Annotated in this window: 12 protein-coding genes; 2 read left to right on the top strand and 10 right to left on the bottom strand. The window is 55.9% G+C overall.

All coding sequences use genetic code 11. The features are described from left to right. From AC2D8V_RS15960 to AC2D8V_RS15970, 3 genes are all read right to left on the bottom strand, one after another. Window positions 1-2,419: calcium-binding protein (locus tag AC2D8V_RS15960; RefSeq protein ID WP_484734580.1), on the bottom strand; the 2,419-nt coding region annotated here is incomplete at its 3' end. Between the two features lie 218 nt (window positions 2,420-2,637). Continuing rightward, complete coding sequence (locus AC2D8V_RS15965; protein WP_484734581.1) at window positions 2,638-8,691, bottom strand: hypothetical protein; 6,054 nt, start codon at window positions 8,689-8,691, stop codon at window positions 2,638-2,640. Window positions 8,692-8,894: 203 nt separating this feature from the next. Then, window positions 8,895-10,004 carry a polysaccharide biosynthesis/export family protein gene (locus AC2D8V_RS15970; protein WP_484734582.1) on the bottom strand — a complete coding sequence of 370 codons (1,110 nt, stop codon included), beginning with the start codon at window positions 10,002-10,004 and terminating at the stop codon, window positions 8,895-8,897. Between the two features lie 222 nt (window positions 10,005-10,226). On the opposite strand from AC2D8V_RS15970, the gene AC2D8V_RS15975 reads away from it, so the two are divergent. After that, window positions 10,227-11,303: a DUF2793 domain-containing protein gene (locus tag AC2D8V_RS15975; protein ID WP_484734583.1), complete on the top strand. Its 1,077-nt coding sequence runs from the start codon at window positions 10,227-10,229 to the stop codon at window positions 11,301-11,303. A gap of 8 nt (window positions 11,304-11,311) precedes the next feature. Here AC2D8V_RS15975 and AC2D8V_RS15980 read toward each other — a convergent pair whose 3' ends face one another. The 3 genes from AC2D8V_RS15980 to AC2D8V_RS15990 form a co-directional block, all read right to left on the bottom strand. After that, window positions 11,312-13,312, bottom strand: a complete 2,001-nt coding sequence (locus AC2D8V_RS15980; protein ID WP_484734584.1) for a calcium-binding protein — start codon at window positions 13,310-13,312, stop codon at window positions 11,312-11,314. A gap of 100 nt (window positions 13,313-13,412) precedes the next feature. Next, entirely contained in the window at window positions 13,413-14,216 is an 804-nt protein-coding gene (locus AC2D8V_RS15985) for an enoyl-CoA hydratase (protein ID WP_484734585.1), read from the bottom strand. Between the two features lie 70 nt (window positions 14,217-14,286). After that, window positions 14,287-15,225 carry a fatty acid desaturase gene (locus tag AC2D8V_RS15990; protein ID WP_484734586.1) on the bottom strand — a complete coding sequence of 313 codons (939 nt, stop codon included), beginning with the start codon at window positions 15,223-15,225 and terminating at the stop codon, window positions 14,287-14,289. A gap of 160 nt (window positions 15,226-15,385) precedes the next feature. On the opposite strand from AC2D8V_RS15990, the gene AC2D8V_RS15995 reads away from it, so the two are divergent. Continuing rightward, entirely contained in the window at window positions 15,386-16,207 is an 822-nt protein-coding gene (locus AC2D8V_RS15995) for a helix-turn-helix domain-containing protein (RefSeq protein ID WP_484734587.1), read from the top strand. 4 nt (window positions 16,208-16,211) lie between these two features. On the opposite strand, the gene AC2D8V_RS16000 is transcribed toward AC2D8V_RS15995, so the two are convergent. The 4 genes from AC2D8V_RS16000 to AC2D8V_RS16015 form a co-directional block, all read right to left on the bottom strand. Next, a complete protein-coding gene (locus tag AC2D8V_RS16000) occupies window positions 16,212-16,637 on the bottom strand; it encodes an acyl-CoA thioesterase (RefSeq protein ID WP_484734588.1) in 426 nt (141 codons plus the stop codon). Window positions 16,638-16,654: 17 nt separating this feature from the next. Then, entirely contained in the window at window positions 16,655-17,059 is a 405-nt protein-coding gene (gene cueR, locus AC2D8V_RS16005) for a Cu(I)-responsive transcriptional regulator (RefSeq protein ID WP_484734589.1), read from the bottom strand. After that, window positions 17,056-19,296, bottom strand: a complete 2,241-nt coding sequence (locus AC2D8V_RS16010; RefSeq protein ID WP_484734590.1) for a heavy metal translocating P-type ATPase — start codon at window positions 19,294-19,296, stop codon at window positions 17,056-17,058. The genes cueR and AC2D8V_RS16010 overlap by 4 nt, the downstream gene beginning before the upstream one ends. A 67-nt stretch (window positions 19,297-19,363) precedes the next feature. After that, window positions 19,364-20,872: a heme biosynthesis HemY N-terminal domain-containing protein gene (locus tag AC2D8V_RS16015; protein WP_484734591.1), complete on the bottom strand. Its 1,509-nt coding sequence runs from the start codon at window positions 20,870-20,872 to the stop codon at window positions 19,364-19,366. Window positions 20,873-20,882: the final 10 nt, after the last annotated feature.

Consider the following 20,882-nt stretch of genomic DNA (forward strand, 5'->3'; position numbering starts at 1 on the left):
CAAGAATATCGCCTGCCGCCTCACCCGTGTTCGTGCCGCCGTAAAGCATGTCCACTCGGATATCCTGCGCAGAAGACCCGTAAACAGCCCAGTCAGACCCGCTTCCGCCGTTCATGACGTCAGCGTGCAATCCGCCTTCGAGGAAGTCGACACCGTCCTGACCAAGCAAGGTATCAAGGCCGCTGTCACCGCGCAGCGTATCGTTTCCTGAGCCACCTTTCAAACTGTCGAAGCCGTCACCGCCGAGCAACAGGTCATGATCGGCACCACCCTCCATCGTGTCCTCGCCATGGCCGCCGTACAATGTATCGTCTCCGGCACGCCCGTACAGCATGTCGTTCAGAGCACCCCCGTCGATGCTGTCACCGCCACCAGCGCCATCCAGCGTATCTGCACTGCCATACCCGCGCATGAGGTCACCAGCTTCGGTACCGACGTAACTGTCGGGGCTTGTCGTTCCTTCGATTACGTTCAGGCCGTTTTCATCGGCGGGAAGAAACTTGCCATCCTGCGTATAAATCGCCTCAAAACCGGTCACATCGATGGTTTGGCCGCCGTTTGTCAGCTCGTACCAAGCTGCTCCTTTGACGACGACTTGCCAATCCGCGCTTGCGCCCCAGAGATTAAGGGTGTCAAAGCCCAATCCGCCGCTGAGACTGCCGGTTACCGTTTCACTTGCACCCGCTTTCCAAAAGAAGTCGAGCACATCATCACCGTAGCTAAGGTCAACCGTACCAGAGAAACCCATCGTGCCGTCGAACGGGAAATCCGCACTGATCGCTGAATCGAGATTGTTCATTACGATCGTATCGTTACCCATCCAAGCGCTGATGCGCCCGAAGAAGTCGATTTCGCCCCGGTCAACGACATTGAGATCAATCAACAGCGTATCGTCACCGCCTCCGAGATAAAAATCCGAGTGAGACATCAATACGCTGTAGGCGGCGAAATCGGATGATCCCCCCAACGCATCAACCGTCACCTGCATGAAGTCTTTGCCGTCACCAAAGACGAAATCATTGCTATGAAAGTTTGCCGATCCGGCGCTGTCGATGTCGATGATCAACTGACTTGAGTGTGTACCCAAGTGCAGATCGTTGCTGATGAACTCGGCAATGTTGCCCGCGTCCATATCAATGATCGTGGTGTTTTCCCCGTCACCAAGAAACAAGTCGTTGCTACCAAAGCCCACGTTGGCATCACTCAGACGATACACCAGCGTATCGTTTCCCATGCCTGTCTCGACTGGGAACTTAGACCACGGCGTCTCGTAAAAGCTGTAGGCTGAGGTGTTTTCGTTAAAATTATAAAAAGCTGATCCGTTATAAACGAAAAGGTCGGACGCATCCGAAAACGTCAAGAGCGCTGGCAGCCGTGCATCGTCAACGTAGCCGGAAAGGACCCCTTGAAACGGTTCGGCGGACGGGGTCACACCAAGCGCCGCGTAATCGATCTCGCCACTCGGCGTGACAAAGATCTCCAGCGGGTCATCCTCGCCGTATACGCGGATATCGACATCCAGCGTATTCGATCGCGCGCCGTGCCGGTCTACCGCCTGAATGGTGATGGTCTCGTCAACGTACTGGTCCGAAGAAAGCAGTTGGTAGTTTCCCAAAGGATCGATCACCATTTCGCTGCCGTCGAAGGTGACAGACAGCGTATCGACGGCGGACACCACCTCATAGGTCAGAGTTGTTCCGTCATCGTCGCTATCGACATCCGAACCGTAAAAGGAGAAATCGTAACGCACCGGCCCGCCGTCTTCGGTCACGTCCCGCCGCGGATTACTCCAACTGGTTTCCAGTTCTGGCGCGTCATTGATCCCGTACACGATAAGCTCTTCATAGAAGTATTCAGCCGTCGCAGGATCTGAGCCGCCCGAACGGTAGCGCAGGGTTTCGATATGCGCCTCGCCTGCAGCGAGGTAAGCAAGGCTTTCGGCGCTGGGAGTGTATGTGTAGGTCGCGTCGACCCTCTTGCCCAAGCCGACGCTTGTCTCGACAAGTTCCGTACGAACAAGCCCGGGCACGTAGTCCGTTATGTAGAAAAAGTAGCTCGGATCATCGATGTCATAGCCGCTGATGGTAAAGCTCACCGGTGTCAGAACATCCGTCTCAACCGCTTCGGTTGGATAGTCATAAATGGCAGGATTGTTGCCGTCCAAATTGTAGGAAAAATCATCGAACTGGAGCCGTTCGATGCTTTGCAAGCTGTCAGTACCATCTGGCCCGCTGATTGAGTAACCTTTGCTGGTCGGCGACCAACTGTAATCGGTGATCAGCCCGCTAAAGACTGCGGTATCAATACCTCCACCGCCTTTGAGTACGTCATTACCACCATTTCCGATAAAGATGTCGTCGCCGTCGCCGCCGGTGAATCGATCTACGCCACCGTCGCCAGTGTAGGTTTGGCCAGACATGTATTAACGCCTTCTCACTCGATAAAATCGAAAACGCCACCCACGCCGCACAAGATAACAACATTTTTCGCCGTTTTGTCCGTAAACAACGAATTATCGTTAATTGACGTGTCCTGTGGCGAAGGCGCTACATTTAAATGAAAAACCCGCCGACAATCGCGGCGGGTTTGGTGTTTTGTGATCGATCCAGAAACGACGTTTCTGCAGGCCGCGCCGGCCTAGAAGGTAAAGTCGTTCTCGTCGAGATCGCCGAGCGTGACATTCTCCAATCGGACGCTGTCTCCGCCTGCGGTAAAGACCACGTCACTGCCATCCGTTGCGAGGTGGTTTGTCTCGAAAGTGGCGTAGTCAGTGAAGGTCACCGCACTCAGCGCCGAGATATCCAACACCTCGGTGTCGTCCAGAGCGTCAAAGTCAGTCACCGTGTCCTGTCCAAAGCCATCCTGGAAGATAAAGACGTCGCCGGAGCCGCCACCCCCTGTCAGCGTGTCGTTACCGGTCGACCCGAGCAGGATGTCGAAATCAGCACCCCCTGCAAGGCTGTCGGCGCCGCCGCCACCATTCAGAACATCCTGACCAATATCGCCAAAGAGCACATCGGCACCGTCACGTCCGTTAAGCGTATCGTCGCCCAATCCGCCCAACAGCGTGTTGGCCGTGTTGTTACCGAACAGACCATCATCAAAGTCAGAACCTGTCAGGTTCTCGATGGACACATAGATGTCCCCAACCGCATCGCCCGTGTTGTTGGCGACTGGCGCAAAGAGGTCTGCAACAAGCCCGGTGGTGGCACTCGCGTAAAGAGCGGTATCCGTTCCGGCACCCCCTACAAGATCATCCGCACCGGCACCGCCGTCCAGCGTGTCAAAGCCGCCCGCACCAAGAAGCGTGTCGTTGCCGCCATTCCCTTCCAACAGGTCAGAGCCGCCAACACCTTGGATCTGGTTGTCTTCGTTGTCGCCTCTCAGGGTATCCGCCACAAAGGTTCCGTACAGGTCTTCGATGTTGATGAACGTGTCGCCCACCGCTTCGCCAGTGTTGTTGGCGGTATTGAGCATATCGACCGTTACACCTGTTGCAGACTGGTTGTACTGGACTTTGTCGCGGTCGGCGCCGCCATCGTATTCGTCAGCACCTTCACCACCCACAAGGATATCATCACCAGCACCACCTCTGAGCGTATCGTTGCCCTCTTTCGAGAACACGATGTCATTGCCCCCAAGACCTTCGATCAGGTCAGACCCTTGCTGACCAAGGAAGATGTTGTCGGTGTTGTCGCCACGCAACGTGTCATCGAAGTTGGACCCGAACAGGTTTTCGATGCCGGAGTAGGTGTCGCCTGCCGCTTCTCCGGTATTGTTGCCGGAATTGCCAAGGTCAGCCGTCACCCCGACAAGCGCCTGATTGTACTGCGCCCAGTCGCCGAATTCAGTCGCATCGCCACCGATGAGAACGTCAGCGCCTGCACCGCCGTTGAGGAAGTCATCGCCTTCTTCACCACGCAGCGTGTCGTTGCCACCACGCGCGACGATTACGTCATCCCCGAGACCACCGTTGATCTCGTTGGCGTTGTCGTCGCCATTCAGGAAGTCGCGATTATCAGAGCCGATGATGTTTTCAATGCTGATAAACAGGTCATTGAATGCTTCGCCGGAGTTTGCGACCCGCACTGCGAGGTCAACCCGGACACTGGCTGCCGCCGTGCTGAACGAAACCCAGTCAAACCCTGACCCACCGTTGTAGGTATCTGCAGCAACACCGCCTTCCAGCGTATCGTTACCGCTGCTACCGACCAGCGTGTCAAAGCCAGCGCCACCGACGATAAAGTCGTTACCGCCCTGACCCACGAGAGAGTCGCTACCGGTACCACCGTCGATTTCATCATTACCGCCGCCACCAAAGATCGTATCGACGCCACCATCGCCAAGGATGGTGTCTGCGCCGGTCCCAAGTGTGAAGACGTTGCTGAGAGAGTTGCCGATCACATTAACGTCGAATTCGGCATTGACCGTGATGTTTTCGATCCCTGTCAAAACGTCAGGCCCGGCAGATGGGTTTTCCCGCACGGTCGAGCTGTTGTTGGTCAGGTCGATATCCAGCGTAAAACCGGTTTCATCGGATTCGTAGACAAGCGTGTCGATCCCGCCACCGCCGTTGAAGACGTCTTCGCCGGTTCCAACCATGATCATGTCGTCGTTGGCGCCACCATTGATCGTGTCGTCGCCGTCGCCGCCCGAAATCGTGTCATTGCCGTCGCCGCCATCAATGCTGTCGGCACCATCCTCGCCATGTAGCTCGTCGGCGCCGCCCAGACCGTTAATCGTGTCGTTCCCGCCACGACCTTCGATCAAGTTACCTGCGCTGCTGCCTGTGAGTGTGTCGGCATCATTGCGCGAGCCGCGGATATCTTCGACGCTGGTATAGCTGTGAGAAAAGACCTGACCGTTCCACTCACCCGAACCTGTACCGGTATCAAGATTGATGTTTACCGCGGTCACGCCGCTGCGGTCATAGCGCACAAGGTCATCACCTGCGCCGCCGTCAAGAACATCGGTACCTTGACGCAGGATGAATCTGTTGTCGCCCGAATCCCCAACGATGACATCGTTGAAATCTGTGCCGCGGATTTCGGAAATGTTGGATGCGCCGACAATCGACTCGGTGTTTCCATAGCCATCGTCGATAATCTGATTTGACCCAAGCCCAAGATCGATATCGACGCCATTGTCCCCACCCCGGAGATCAAGCCGCAAGAAGCTGTCGCTGGCACCGAAGGTGTAGCTGTCGATACCATCGCGCCCGTTTAGCTGAATAAAGCCGCGTTCTGCGCCGGTCACGTTAAAGCTGTCATCGTTCGATGTGCCCGTGAGACCCAGACCACCGAAATCATCGCTCGCCAGAAGCGGGTTGCGAACATCCACAATCGTGGTCACGCCCGAGGATTTCGTGACCGATCCGGTATTCACACCGTTGGTCGCGTCAATTGTGATCCCAACACCCTGGAAAGTGTCATCCAGATCAAAGTGGCTGAGTTCGACATAGCCGATCAGGACGTCGGACAAGATAACCGAGTCATTTCCAAGCCCGGTTTCAATCACGTCAAAGCCGGTATTGTCGAGCGGGTTCAAGGTGTCGTTGCCATCACCACCGCTGAGATTATCGTTTCCGTCCGAGCCAAGCAGGCTGTCGGCGCCGCCAAGTCCACGGAAGCTGATACCGTCAGATGTACCTACACCTGTCAGCGTGTCGTTGATATCCGTACCCCGAATTTCCTCGATATTGGCAACCGTATCGGTATTGCCTTGGGTATCAATGATGGTACCGGCAGCAAGGTTTGCCGAGATGCCGGTTCCTGCGCCGTTGAAGTATTCGCGCTCGAATTCGTAGGTAACGACGTCAAAGCCGCCGCGACCATCAATATCATCAGCGCCACCCAACCCGGCGAACCCTTCAAAGTCACGATCCGCATCGGAACCCAGAATGACATCGTTCCCTTGCGAGCCTTCGAAGAAGTTGGCGAATGTAAATGTCGTGTTGATGCGTGACGTGTCGCCCCCGGATCCGGTTGCAGTACCGCCGCCGTTGGTGTTGATCGTCAGTTCCACACCGCCTTCGCTGGCATCAATATCGGCGAACGAAACGGTCGTACCACCGCCGTCGAGGTAGAGTTGCTCGTGTCCGAGAACGATGTCGCCATTTGTGCCTGCAAGACCGGGACGCACATAGTCGCCAAATTCTTGCGTACCCACGTCACCACCCGAAGCATCGAGCGAGTCGTCACCTTCGCCGCCTCTCAGATCGTCGCGCCCGTCGCCGCCTTCGAGCGTATCGTCGCCTGCGCCGCCTTCAATGGAATCATTGCCCCCGCGCCCTTCGACCCGGTCATTTCCGTCACCGGTTACGATCCGGTTGCCGTCGTCAGTATCGATGACATCGTCATTTTCGATGAAAGTGGCATAAGGTGATGCGCCCAAATCAATGGCGTTTGGATCTGGCCCCCAGATATCCCCAGTCGTTCCGAAACCGGTAATCTGGCCGCGGAATGTGTTGAAGCTGGCCACGCTGTTGAATTGTGGCAGCGCGTCGCCATCAAGCTGCATAAGGTAGTCAGTGTCGGTCTGCACATCGTAGAAAAGCAGAACGGTCGCTGTCTGATTACCACCGCCATCGTTCCACGTGACATCACCGATAAAGACTTCGTCGTCGTTGTCATCGAACTTCGGCGTTACGTTTTCCGAGACGCCGCCGATTTGGAAGTCGATATTGTTGCCGGTGTCGCGGAATTCGATTTCATCAAGGCTATTCGCATCCACGAAAAGGACGTCGTAGCTCTCAAATGGCACTTCGTCCGTGTTGCTGAAGAAGCGCGCCGAGGTCGCCGACAGACTAGTGGCTACGGTGCCATCAAAGTTGTAGTTGACCGCGTACATGTCGAAGGAGAATGTTCCGCCGACGCCGCCAAGATTGTCATTTGCCAACTCGTCCAGAACCTCCTGCGCTGTAATTCCCGCCAAGGTCAGCGTATTCCCGCCGCCAAAATCGATCAGTGCGCCGCCATTGCCATCATCGACAACTCCACCAACGATAGAGTCTTCTTCCTCTTCTGTCAGACCAAAGGACGACAAATCAACTTCTTCGTTAGCCAGATCAAAGTCGGTGATCGTGTCGTTGCCGCCATTATAGACGAACAGGTCAAGGCCTGTGCCGCCGGTCAGCTCGTCGTCGCCATCACCGCCGATAAGCGTATCTTCGCCATCGCGGCCGTTCAGCGTGTCATCACCCTGACGCCCATCCAGACGGTTTGCGTTGCTGTTACCGGCAATATTGTCTCCTGTTTCACGCGAACCACGCACGTCGTCAATACCGGTAAGATAGTGGGTGGAGGGCGTACCCTGCCAATCGGAGGTGGCAGTACCACTGTACGTGAAGCCACCGGATGAGCCGCCTGCCTCGAGATCGACGACGACATTTGTTACGCCGCTGCGGTCGTACCGGATCAAGTCAGTGCCGCCACCGCCGTCAAGGCTGTCTTCGCCAGCGCGCAGAATAAACGCCTCGTTTTCCGAGGACCCGACCACACTGTCAGCAAAATCGGTCAAGCGGTACTGGTTCACAAAGCCCGGGCCGCTGATTGTTTCTGTATTGCCGAACCCGTCGTTGACGATCTGGCCCGTGCCATTGGTCAGGTCAATTACCGCGCCCTCAGTGCCATCGCGGAAATCCAATCGGACAGTCCCCGACCCAGTCTGGATCGTATAGCCGTCTGCTCCTTCGCCGCCGCGTAACTGCAAAAAGCCGTTGTCGTTCGACACGTCAAACGTGTCGTTAAAATCGGTACCTCTGATGCCAAGACCCAACCCGCCAATAGCGCTATCAACATTCACAAGGTCGGTGGTGCCATTCACGCCCTTGTCGACAGTGCCGTTAGCGTCACCCGCATTGATCGTCACGTCGACACCGGCATTCAGGCCGAAGTGCACGATTTCTACATATGTCTCGCTGTCAGCATCAGAAAAGTTGATCGTGTCCTGACCGCTACCGGCGTTGACCTCGTCAAAGCCGTCATCGTTTGTACCGGGGTTCAAAAGGTCGTCGCCCGCGCCACCGATCAGCGTATCGTCACCGGATTCACCCAACAGCGTATCGCCGCCATCGCCACCGTCGAGCAGATCGTTTCCGTCGAACCCGAAAATCTGGTTATCGCGTTCGTCGCCAGTGATGGTGTCATCACCCGTCGAGCCATCGAGCGAGGTGTAATCGAGATTGAGGATCGGAATATCCACGCCAGCGCCTGTTCCGCCGCTGGACGGATCCTCGCCAGTGATTGAGTCAAAGAAGCTTTGCGCGGCAATGGCGGTGTTCGGGTTTTCGTCAAGCAGATCAGAGAACGACGGAACATCGTCACCCTGAATGTTCAACAGCTGGAAGATTTGCAAACTGTCGGCGGACGCGTCGTAGACTTGCAGCACGAGCGTGACGTTGGCGCCGCCGTTGCCCCAGGTGATCTCACCGATTTTGACAAAGTCGCCGGGGTCACTGAACAGTGAATTCAGATCCGCCGGAATGTTGTTCAGACGCGTGGCGACCGCGTTTGTATCGATATCGGCATCAGGCAGGCTGCCGGGGCTGCTACCATTTGGCAGTGTGTAGCCAAACGTCCCTGTTGCAAAATCGTTAAATTCCAGTTGGTACTGCGACGGCACCACCGCGTCGATTACGGCGTCACCGCCGAATGACAAACTAATACCTTCAAATGTAGCAAAAACAGTCAAAATCCCGCTCCCAGAGAAACCACGTCAACTTCGGTAAAAATTTAGTAAAGACGTCGGAAACGCAAGGCACGTTCGGCAAATAAGTTAACGAATTTCGATATTTCCTCAGAGCACACACGCATAACGCGAGTAGTGATTCAGATTGGCTTAAAAGGGCGCCGCATATCGAAACGGTTCGACCGGATTACGCCGTACTGTTTACGTTAGTTTGAGACCTGGTTGGTAATTCCGACGAGTGAACCGAGAATGCCAAATACTGTACGGACACCATTGACCGGGCTTTCGGTTGCGAGAACTGTATCTTTCGGATTGATCTGAAAGTTACCCGCCGCAAACAGCCCGTCCGCTGTTGTCAGGTCGACGGTAAAGACAACCTGCTCTCGGTTCGGGCCACCACCGTCGGTTCGAAGTTGTGAAGGCTCGTATTCGCGCAGGATAAGTACTCCTTCGGGATTAGCCGTGTAATCCGACAAACCGCCGACCATGGAAACCGCTTCGAGAGCGGTGATGCTTTCCTTGTCGAAATACACCAGCTCTTCACGACGCGATGCCCCCAGAGAGATAAAATAGCGGTCATCTTCTTCGATGAGCACTTTGTCATCTCCTCGCAGAATCACATTCTTTGATGCGTCTTCAAACAAGCTCTCAAGCGGTATCTCGTAGGTACTATTTCCCCGTATCAATCGGGCAACGGGATTGCGCAAATCAGACGAAACGCCACCGGCCGCCGAAATCAGCGACAAAATCGAATAGTCACGCCCGGGTAAGGGGTAACTGCCTGGTTGTGCGACGCCACGCACCACGTCGACAGAGTTTTTCTGGCCGGCCTCGACCGAAAGCTGCACCTGCGCCGACGGCACAATCCTTTCGAGGCTTTGCTGGATTTTTTTACGGGCTTCTACCGGGGTCATGCCGCGCACAACAACATCTTCGACATACGGAACAAAGATCGTGCCAGAGGGCGATACTTCGAGGTTGTCCACGTTGACGTTTTTTTGCTCGACAGCGGTCAGAAGAGAGTTGTCCTGACTGTCCCATATCACAAGGTCGACTCTGTCGCCGGTGCGGATCACATTGGATGCCGGACCACGCGACACGTCCAACCAGTGATATCCCCCACTCCACCCCGTGGCAGGCCATGTTTCGAGCGCGGCCAAATTGTTCTGCGTCACCGGCACAATGGCAAAAGGCGCGTCTTCGGCATCTTGGGCATCAAGAACTTCGCTCTGGATCGCAGCACCGCGCGGCAATGAGCACGCGGCCAAAGCCAGCACGCAACAAAACGCCGCCAGTGTCTTGATCGAGTTTACCACGGTTTGCCCTCTGACTGCCCAGATTTTCAAAAGGTCTACAGCCAAATAAGCGCACAAGACCAGTAGATAGAAAACAATATTTGGTAGCTGTGCTTTTGAAACACTTTTTTGCGGTTTCGCAAGTGGTTAACAGCGGGTTACCGATCAGGGCGCGGGTCTAATGGCACCGCAATGCTTTCCAAGGATGGTGCAACAATCTGATCCCCTGCATGGAAGCACCCGATGGCCGATATTTCAAACAGCCTTTCTTTGCCGTTCATCCTGCCAAATCAGGCACAAAAGCATGTCACGCATAACGAAGCATTGCAGATACTGGATGTTGTGACCCAACTCGCCGTCGTCTCTGACGATGCGCAGGTTCCCCCTGCGACCCCAGCCGAAGGCACGCGCTATATCGTCGGGCTCTCTGCAACAGGAGCATGGGCAGGACACGACGGGGAAGTCGCACTTTTTGAAACCGAGGGCTGGCGCTTCTTTGTGCCTCGCGCGGGCTGGCGTGCATTTGTCATCGGACGCGAAGCCATTGTGGTCCATGACGGCGTTGACTGGATCGATCTGGACAGCGACGAAGTGCAGGACATCGACGCTTTTGGGCTGGGGATGACCGCGCCTGCGCAAACTCCTTTTTCAGCGAAACTGAATGCGGCGCTCTGGACAGCCTTGTATCAGGCCGACGGTGGTGACGGATCGCTTGTTTCGACCCTAAACAAGGAAAATTCCAGTAATGATGCGGGTTTCGTTCTTCAACAGGGTTTTCAGACTCGTGCTCTTTTTGGCCTTTTCGGGTCTGACAACCTGAGGTTTTCAACCTCTCCCGACGGCAGCACGTTTTACGATGGGATCAATATCGATGGCGCTACAGGCATTGTGAGCCAGCCACGCCTTCCGCGTTTTAAAGGCAGCACCAATTTCGACAATTACTGCCCTGCAGACGCTTGGACGCGGATTGCTGTTAACGACATGGCGTTCAACGATCAGGCAGTATTTGATACGACGGCCAACACCTTCACAGTGCCCGTTTCCGGAACGTATCAACTTGGTGCCACACTGACGTTCAAAGAAAACACGGCCAGTGCGGTGCAGACCGCCGCACGGTTGGTTTTGAACGGCACTACCGAGATCGAAACTTCACGCACCGAGATAACTGGCGATCACATCTCGGAACGCACAACGGTATCTGTGTGCGATTTCGTTTCTTTGAGCGCAGGCACCACGGTCGAGTTGCAGGGGAAAATCGCCGGGTCGGACGGGTATTTTGCCGCGGATCGCAGCAGCTTTTGGGGTCACAAGATCGGGTGAATGTATGCTCAGAACTCAAAGTGATCAGCAATCACGTCGGGATCGGTAACGCGTGCGATCGTTAAGCGATCGCCGGTTGGAAAATCCAACAGCAGATAACTGCCCGACTGCGTCCCGAAGGTCGCGACGACTTGGTCGGCCGTCAGTTCTTCTCCGCCCCATAGGGTGTTGCTCAGGGTGATGGTGTCTTCGCCCGCTGTGAAATCGACAATCCGGTCACTTCCCGATCCGAAAACAAAGGTGTCGGCACCACCGCCGCCGATAAGCACGTCATCGCCACCGCCCCCTGCCAGCGTATCATCCCCGATGCCACCGTTCAGAGTGTTATCCTGCGATGTACCGACCAAAACGTCGTGTCCCGCATCGAGCGTCAAAACCACATTCTTCGGATCAGGCAGGTTCAGCCCGCTGCCATCGGGACCACCGGTCCCGGTTGTGCGACCCGCTGAAATCACGGTGCTGAGCGATCCGACAAGTTCGTTTGCCGGGTCTTCTGCGGGTGCTTCAAACTCGGTAATCATGCCGTGCGATAACGGAAAGATCATTTCACCCCCCAAATCGTTCCAATCCAGTCCGGCTCCATCCGCACTGAGGATTTCAGTCAATTCACCGGCAAAAATGATCCGGGCGCCATGCGTCGTGGTCTGCACTTCAACTCCTGATGGCTGGACGCGGGCATCGAGTGCTGACAGGTCAATCCGATCTATGCCGCGCTCGAAATCGGTTATTCGATCCGGCTGACGATCTGGGCTGAGAAAAAACAGGTCGCGTCCGGCCCCTCCGGTCAAAGTGTCAACGCCCTGGCCGTCGAGCAGTATGTCATCCCCTGCGCCGCCGCTTAGCGCGTCATTACCTGCGCTGCCATACAGAATATCGTTTGCGTCGCTGCCTTCTGCCAAAGGATGACCGTTTTGGGCGGAAATCAGCGACCCCGCCTGCCCCAAATCGGCAGAAAAATGCGAAACGCCAAGTTCTGTTTCACTACTGGCGTATAAATTGAGCCTTTCATTGGTGACCTGCATCTCCAGACCGGAAACGTTCTGGAGCGTTGTGTCATTCTCATCGACGAGGGTCGCGCGCAGAATAACCTGACCCGTGGGCATGAGTTGCAACAGCGTGATCCCGTCATCGCTTCCGGCCAGCGCGATGATGACGCGATCCTGATCGCGCACCACCTGCATCTCGCTTACGCCGGCAAAGCGGGTCGTTAAGGTGTCGATCACGTGATCGGTCGGTGTCAGGCTGCCGTCCTCGTCCAACTGTAAAACCGTCAAACTGGCGCTCCCTGAACCCGCAACGAGGACAAAGGTTGCCGCACCCAGTTCGACCGTTTCGATCCCGCCGATGCCCGAGATGCCGACAATCGCTTCGGGCGATCCCGTCGGCAAACTCTCTAGGCCAGTTGGGAGAACCTCGTGCAGCGACAGCGCGGTCCCCATCTGTGAGGACGAGATGACGAAACCGCGCGCGCCTACGGTCGCGCTCGCCAAGAATACCGCATCGCCGTCAGGCAACACTTCGGCATCGGTTCTTGTAACCTGCTGTTCGGCGTCTTTCCCAAAAAGCTGCAGACCGCCCAGCGAAAACTGACTGGTGACGAAATACTCCTGTCCCTGCACCACCAATGTGTCGGCGGCGCGCAGGCTCGACTGCAGCACGTCTCCAAACCCGCCAGAGATGCGTGCGATCACGTCCGTGGGCAATATTCCATGGGTTTCAAAGGGTGTCAGCGCGCGGCCGGTCGAGAAAACCACGGTTTCGCCCCCGAAGTGCACGACCTCGGCGCCATTTGGTGGAAAGCTTGCAAAGGTCGGAACCGTTGTACGGTCAGTCTGCGATGGCATGCCGGTCAGCGGGTCAATCGCCAAAAGGGTCAAACCAGGCTCGGCACGCGTGGTAACAATCAGATGCCATGCTCCGTCAACGAACAGCAGATCAAGATCGCTGATCCCAGTCAGATCCAAAGTTTCTGCATCGCCAACGACAGATTGGCGCAGGAGATCCCACATTGTTCGCCTTTCACACCGCGCGGCATGAACATAGGCTTAACGTGGTTAATCAGACCTTAATCACTGGCCTGCAAATGGTTATTCAACCCTTGGTAGGTGATCATTCACCTGTCCATTCGGGCATCGGCTGTTTGTGAATAAATGCGTCGATGCCTGCTTCGGTATCGCGGGCCATCATGTTTTCGGCCATTGCAGCGCCTGTGTAGGCATAGGCATCTGCCAACGGCATATACGATTGCTCATAAAAGGCGCGCTTTCCAATTTTGATCGCGACAGGCGCTTTATCAGCGATTTTCCGGGCCATCGCCATGCTGGCCTCTTCAAGCTGGTCGCGCGGTGCGACGCGATTGATCAGACCCATCTTCTGAGCCTCTTGAGCCGGAACGAAATCGCCCAGCAACAGCATCTCCATCGCTTTCTTTCGGGCGATATTGCGTGACAGCGCGACCATCGGTGTCGAACAGAAAAGCCCGATGTTAACTCCGGAGGTGGCGAACCGCGCATCCTCTGCTGCTACCGCCAGATCACAGGTGGCGACCAACTGACAGCCCGCAGCGGTCGCAATGCCTTTGACCTCGGCAATCACGGGCTGTGGGAGATTAACAATCGACAGCATCATTTTCGAGCATGTGGCAAACAGCGCATTGAAATATTCTTGGCCGCCATCGCTGTCCGCTCGGCGCGCAGTCATCTCTTTCAGATTGTGACCGGCGCAAAAGTGGTCACCTGCGCCGCGGAGGATCACCACTTTGACTTCTCTATTACCGGCCAGCCCATCCCAGATTTCCTGCAACGCGGCCAGCACGTCCTCGGCAAGTGCGTTCATGGAGCGGGGTCGATTGAGTGTGACAACTGCCACGCCCTTTTCTATCTCCAGCAATACCGGTGCATCCAGCTGTGTCATGGGCGCAATCTCCTTTAATGGCAGCCAATGGCATCAAAGCGGCACCAAGCACCGGACTGCAAGGAAAATTCTACCGGGAGCGGGCCGTTTCCATGTCAGGCGTCACTGTCCAGAGGCTGTGCGGCACCGGATCTTTTGTACGCAGTAAATAATGTTGAAATATCTCCCGATAAGACCGGTAGTAATATCCACCGTTACGACGCAGAAAATGCGCACGATGAGCGCGGTAAAACCCCGTCAGTTTATACCAAGGAAGACCGGGCCGTGCGTGGTGTACCGCGTGCAGGTTGTTGTTGAGGAAAAGGAACGCAAAGGGTCCGCGGTCTTCTATGATCACGCTCCGGCACCTTGCTGTTTCATGCGCACGGTGTTCCAGAAAGGTTCGTATCTTAAGCAGGCTGTGGCTGACATAAACAGAGACTAAATAAGCCCATATCGGCATCTCTGACGCCCATACAAGCCAAGCGAATACGGGTAGCAGGCCTGCTAGGTGCATTCCATAGGCGCGCAGCACACTTCGGTCACCATTGCGGATTGCGCCGAAATCAGACGCGTAAAATGCCGCCAACCCAATGACCGGCCCAATAAGGATACGGCCAAGCAGCGTGTTGTTCACATGGTAAATTCGGCGGCGCAGGCTGCACCAGCTGTTCCAGATCGCCGGATCAACAAAGTTTGTTTCCGGATCGTCATAGGGATCGGTCAGACTTGGGTCGTGATGGTGCGCAAGATGTGTGTCGCGAAAGCGTTCAAACGGTATCAACAAACCAAAAGAGGGAAACACCAATGCTTCGTTCAGGGCGCGTTTTTTGAAGGGATGACCGTGCAGAACTTCGTGCGAAAACGAAGAATAGAGCGCGAGAGAAAGCGCCAGAAGAATCATCGAAAAGGTCAGTGACAGTGTATTTGAAAACGCAGTCGTTCCCAAAATCCCGATGTAGCACATTGCACACACGCCAAGCGTGGGCCATTCCACCGCCGTGCCGGAGCGGCGTATTAAATCTTTCACGCCTAAATCGTCCCGTTCCCTTGGGCCTCTTAGCGGGCCTGCAGTATCGTGTTGGTTTCGGACGCCAAGGACAACGCAGTAGATTCGTCACATTATAAATACATGTACTATGTTTTCGCAATGATGTTGTGTTTAGTCATCATTTATGTAGGTTTACGCCATGGATAAACGAGATCTGGCGCGACTGTTTAAAGAGCGGCTTGCGATTGTATTAACAGCCCATCCCAATGGACGTGGCGATTTTCTGCGCCAGACTGGAATTGACCGGTCAGCACTCAGCCAGTTTCTGAGTTTGGAGACTGACCGTTTACCGCGCGCAGAAACTCTGCACCACATTGCCCGCGTCAGCGGTGTGTCATTGGATTGGCTCCTCGGTCTGGAAAATGCGCCGGAGGGGCGGCAGGAGGTAGCCGAGCGCGTGCAGATCGAACGCGCCGTGGAAAAAGACGGCTCTACTCCGCTGGACCGGTGGCGGAGCGAGGCCGCCGGTTTCAAGATCAGGTATGTCCCATCGACTTTGCCCGATATGATCCAGCTTGGTTCCGGGGAACAGACAGACACACCGGATGCCCGCGGAGGGGGCGTGGAAAACGTTCTGGGGGCGATCTCGCTGGATGAAATGGACGTGGAAATCGCGATGCCGATACAGACCTTGCAGGATCTATCGGCACGCACCGGCTTGTGGCGCGGTTCATCGCGCGATCAGTCCTACCGTCAGCTTTCCCACATGGCGCGCATTTGCCGCGAAAACTATCCGGCACTTCGGCTTCATCTGTTTGACGGCACGCAGGCGTTTTCCGCCCCTTTTACGGTATTCGGCAAACAACGTGTCGCACTTTATATCGGCGACGCTTATCTCGTGGTCAGTGGCGCGGAGCAGGTGCGCGGCTTTACTCGTCAATTTGATCGTCTGGTGCGTCGCGCCGTCGTTGGGTCCGATGTTGTTCATGACTGGCTGCAACAGACGGCGGACGGAATTTAGGCTCTTAGTGACTGTTTAGTGCCAGATATCGCTGCATTGGATCCCTGATATGATCAGGCCAGGGGACAGGACGCCCTGTGCCCATGTCTACGTAAACCAGAACAGGGTGCGCGGTCATTCGAAGCACGCCATCGCATAACGCTTCAATGTGCAGCGCAGCAGAGGTGCGGCCCAGCTTGGTCACGTGCAGCCGCCATGTCAGCACATCACCCATGTGACTTGGTTCGGCAAATTCTGCCGAAATCGAAACCGTTGGCACACCGTGCCCAGAAGTTAGGTGAATCTGCGAAAACGATGTCCCAAGGCCGGTTTCATGCCACTCCTCAACGGTTTGGTTCACCATTTCAAAATACCGCGGGTAAAATACTATTCCCGCCGGGTCGCAATGCTGAAACAGCACCTTGATCTGGTGTTCGAATATATGGCCCATACCTTGCAAGGTGATCTTCAGTCGTCTGTGGTCAAGTCGGGGTGGGACAGGCCCGCCAAAATCGGGCAATCAGGACGGTCATTGCCGGCGCAAGCGTGCACCAGATGCGCCAGCGTATCGCGCATCTCTTTCAATTCGGCCCGTTTACGGTCGATTTCATCAAGATGGGCAAGCGCGATTCGCTTCACGTCAGCACTGGCGCGTTCGCGGTCATTGTACAGCCTCAGCAGACTGCGGCAGTCTTCAATGGTAAAGCCAAGCGACCTTGCGCGACCGATGAAGGCCAGCTTGTGCAAATCCGCAGCCTCAAAGTGGCGATATCCATTGGCGCTGCGCGCGGGCGTAATCAGACCAATATCCTCGTAATAGCGGATTGTTTTAACCGGAAGGTCTGCTTGTGCGGCAACTTGTGAAATATTCATATCCGGCTACCCCGCAAAAGACGCAGCCGAAGCGCGTTGGTCAGAACAAAAATGCTGGATGCCGCCATCGCTCCGGCTGCCAGCATGGGCGAAAGCAACAGGCCGAATGGCGCAAATAGGACGCCCGCGGCCACCGGCACCAGTGCCACGTTGTAGCCGAATGCCCAGAACAGGTTTTGCCGGATATTTCGCATCGTGGCAGAGGAAATGGTCAATGCAGTTTCTATTCCCCGCAAGTCACCCGACATCAACACCACATCCGCCGACTGAATCGCAACGTCTGTGCCGGTACCAATGGCGATTCCAGTATCTGCAGCGGCCAGCGCCGGCCCGTCGTTAATGCCATCACCAACAAACGCGACACGGCCCTTTGTCTGCAAATGGTGAACCGCGTCTACCTTGCCCTCGGGCAGGACGTCTGCGACCACGTGCGACAGGCCAAGCTTTTGCGCAACAGATTGCGCTGTTGCCTGCTTGTCTCCTGTAATCAGCGCCGTTTTGATGCCTCGCGCTTCCAAGGCCTGTATCAAACTGCCCGCGTTGTCTTTCAGCGGGTCCGTCACCGACAACATCGCAACAGCCTCTCCGTCGAAGGCGGCAAAAAATATGGTTTCTCCCTGCGCGGCACGGGGTGCAGCGGTCTCGCTCAGTTCCGAAACATCAATGCCTTCATCCGCGAACAGGCGTTCCGATCCGATTAGAACGTGAATGCCATCAACACGACCGGTAATGCCCAGCCCTGTTGTTGCCGACACTTCCTGCGCAGAAGGGATTTGCAGCCCGCGATCAGAGGCCGCCTGCAGAATAGCGCGCGCGATCGGGTGCTCGGCGCGCGCCTCGACAGCCGCAATGATCGACAGCGTTTCATCTGAATCACGACCAGCAGCGGGAACGAAGCTGCTCAGCGATGGTGTGCCCTGTGTCAGAGTGCCTGTTTTGTCGAAGGCGACAATGTCTACGTCTGCAAGCGTCTGGAGTGCATCACCTTTGCGAAAGAGCACACCCAGTTCAGCCGCGCGACCCGTCGCCACCATGATCGAGGTTGGCGTCGCAAGCCCCATGGCGCAGGGGCAGGCAATTATCAAAACAGACACCCCTGCCACCAGTGCATAGGAAATAACGGGCTGCGGACCCAGCACGACCCACGCCAGAACGGTTGCTGCTGCTATGACAAGAATGGCAGGTACAAACCAAAGCGTCACCTTGTCGACCAGAGCCTGTATAGGCAGTTTTGCGCCCTGTGCTTCCTGTACCAGCCGGATGATGCCGGCAAGGACTGTATCTCTTCCGACATGGGTTGCGCGCATTGTAAGGCTGCCAGCGCCATTTATCGTGCCGCCGGTTATGACGTCGCCGGGGGCTTTTGCCACCGCAATGGGTTCGCCCGTCAACATGCTTTCGTCAAGAAGGCTTTCTCCTTCGACAACCTCTCCATCTACCGGAGCCCTTTCACCGGGACGCAGCAGAACCAGATCGCCGGGAACCAGCGTTTCAACAGGGACACTTTGCGAGACACCGTCCTTCAGGACCAGAGCTTGCGACGGTTGCAGACGCACCAACGCATTGATGGCCGCACCGGTTTTGCCCTTGGCGCGGGCCTCCATCCAACGGCCCAGCAGAATCAAGACGACAATGACCGCCGCCGCCTCAAAATAGACATTCCGCGCTTCGACAGGCAAAAGGCCGGGCAAGAGCAGCACCACCATCGAGTAGAGATAGGCGGCCATGGTTCCGACAGCCACAAGGCTGTTCATGTCTGGCGCGCCTTTGAACAGGGTCGGGAACCCGTCACGATAAAAGCTCCGACCCGGACCGGCCAAGACCAGCGTGGTAAGGACCGCTTGCAGGATCCAGCTGTTCGTCTGACCGATGTTGGACACGACAAAATGGTGAAACGCAGGAAATACATGGCTGCCCATTTCAAGGATAAAAACAGGCACCGCCAGAAACGCCGCACTGATAACCTGTCTGCGAAGCGCCCTCGCCTCGTCTTTCCGTTTCTCTGTTTTATCCGCGTCGCTGTCATCAGCAAGCCGCGCAGGGTACCCTGCCGCAACAACTGCTCCGATAGCGGCCCGCGCCAACTTTGCACCAGAACCTGTAACCACCGCCTGCTCGGTCGCGAGGTTCACTGCGACCTGCTCCACACCGGGGATAGCTGACAAAGCACGGTCAACACGACCGACGCAGGACCCGCAATGCATTTTGTCTACAGAAAGCGTGATGGTTTGCGACATGAGTGAACCTTCCAGTAACGGTACCCTTTACATAAGGGTTCCAGTTACTGGAAGGTCAAGGGGTCAATTAGCTTGCCTTAGCAGTATCCTGCTGGGTCATATCAGGCTCGGCGTCAACTTCCTCATCGGGCAGCAGTTGCGCATCCTCGATTTCGACTGCTTCTTCAGCCTGATCAGCCTCGTCGGTGCTATTGTCTTCAATTGCACCAACAATCAGCGGCAACATCTGAGCCCCGCCCGGCATGGCCATTTCGGTAGCGGGCGGCGTTTTCCAGGCCAGCGTGTCAAAGCTTTCGCAGTTTTCACAAATCGGCGCCCAGTCAGCATGAATATGCTGGCAATTTTCACAAATCCATTGTGGGCCGCGCGGTACGGTCACCGCTTTGGCCAGCCATCCGCGCACAACAGCATCAGATGCCCCTTCGCCCCGCTCTACTGCGGCCATCAGTGTGACGGACCGCGCTGTGGGTTCGGTTTCGGGCAGATCGCCCAGCGCGCGCCGCGCTTCGGGGAAGTCCTCATTTGCAATGTGCAATTCGGCCAGCAGCATCTTTGTTTCAGGATGGTCCGGCTTGGCGCGTGTCAGCAGTGTAAATCGTTTGATCCGCTCTGACGGGGTTTCATTCGGTGCAATGGCCGCAAATGCTGACGCAAGATCGGGATGCGGCTGTGCCTCCCAAGCTTTCTTCAGCAGGCGCGCCGCAAGCTTGGGCCGCTCTTGTCGAATGTATGTCTTGGCCGCCATGACCGCAGCAGGGATCAGGTCCGGCGACAGCTTGTTAGCCTCGATCGCTTTTTCCTGCACTTCGATGGAGTTTTCATCCGACAGAATATCCTTGGCCTCGGACAGCGCCAATACCGCGTCACGGCGCTTGTGAACGTCACGCGGCAGATTTCCATACTTCAGCTTGGCATTCAGCGTAGAGCGCGCGCCTGACCAGTCCTCGTTCTTGGCTTGAAGCTGCAGTAGAATGTCCTGGGTTTCTTCGTGCTTGGGTTTGATCTCAAACGCCTTCTCAGCCAGCTTCAGCGCGGTGTCAGTGTCACCATCAGCCAGCTTCTGCTTGAGGATTCCGCGCACCCCGACGAACCGTGTCTTGTCTTGAGTGACCAGTTTTTTGTATGTCTCTTCAGCCTTCCGGCGATCTCCCGCCATTTCCGCGGCCTGCGCCACCAACAAGTTGGTCAGTTCCGGCTTGTTGAGGTACTTTTCTGCCTTCGCGGCTTTGGTCATGGCGACGCGACCTTCACCGCTGGCCAGAGCCATCAACCCTTCGGACAAAGCGTTAAACCCCTTACGCTCGCGGTTGCGATCAAAATACCGCGACAGAGCCGTCTCATCACCATTGAGAAAACGCCATGTCGCGACCAAAAGCGAGAGCAGCTTGAGAAACAACCATACTGCGATAACCAGCACCACCACGGCAATCACCGACTGCAACGGGCCAAAGCTGTATTCTGTGCCCATGACGGTGACCTGAACCCCGCCCTCGCTTTCCATCAGATAGCCGGCCCCCAACGCAAGCGCGGCAACCACAACAACGAAGAGGACAATTTTTATAAGAGACCAAAGCATTATCTTCTTC

Source organism: Roseobacter sp. YIN89 (assembly GCF_057219365.1).

Coding starts and splice junctions, on each gene's coding strand:
- AC2D8V_RS16000 (WP_484734588.1), bottom strand. CDS start 16,637: ATGGGCCATATATTCGAACACCAGATCAAGGTGCTGTTTCAGCATTGC.
- AC2D8V_RS15980 (WP_484734584.1), bottom strand. CDS start 13,312: ATGTGGGATCTCCTGCGCCAATCTGTCGTTGGCGATGCAGAAACTTTG.
- AC2D8V_RS15975 (WP_484734583.1), top strand. CDS start 10,227: ATGGCCGATATTTCAAACAGCCTTTCTTTGCCGTTCATCCTGCCAAAT.
- cueR (WP_484734589.1), bottom strand. CDS start 17,059: ATGAATATTTCACAAGTTGCCGCACAAGCAGACCTTCCGGTTAAAACA.
- AC2D8V_RS16015 (WP_484734591.1), bottom strand. CDS start 20,872: ATGCTTTGGTCTCTTATAAAAATTGTCCTCTTCGTTGTTGTGGTTGCC.
- AC2D8V_RS15985 (WP_484734585.1), bottom strand. CDS start 14,216: ATGACACAGCTGGATGCACCGGTATTGCTGGAGATAGAAAAGGGCGTG.
- AC2D8V_RS16010 (WP_484734590.1), bottom strand. CDS start 19,296: ATGTCGCAAACCATCACGCTTTCTGTAGACAAAATGCATTGCGGGTCC.
- AC2D8V_RS15995 (WP_484734587.1), top strand. CDS start 15,386: ATGGATAAACGAGATCTGGCGCGACTGTTTAAAGAGCGGCTTGCGATT.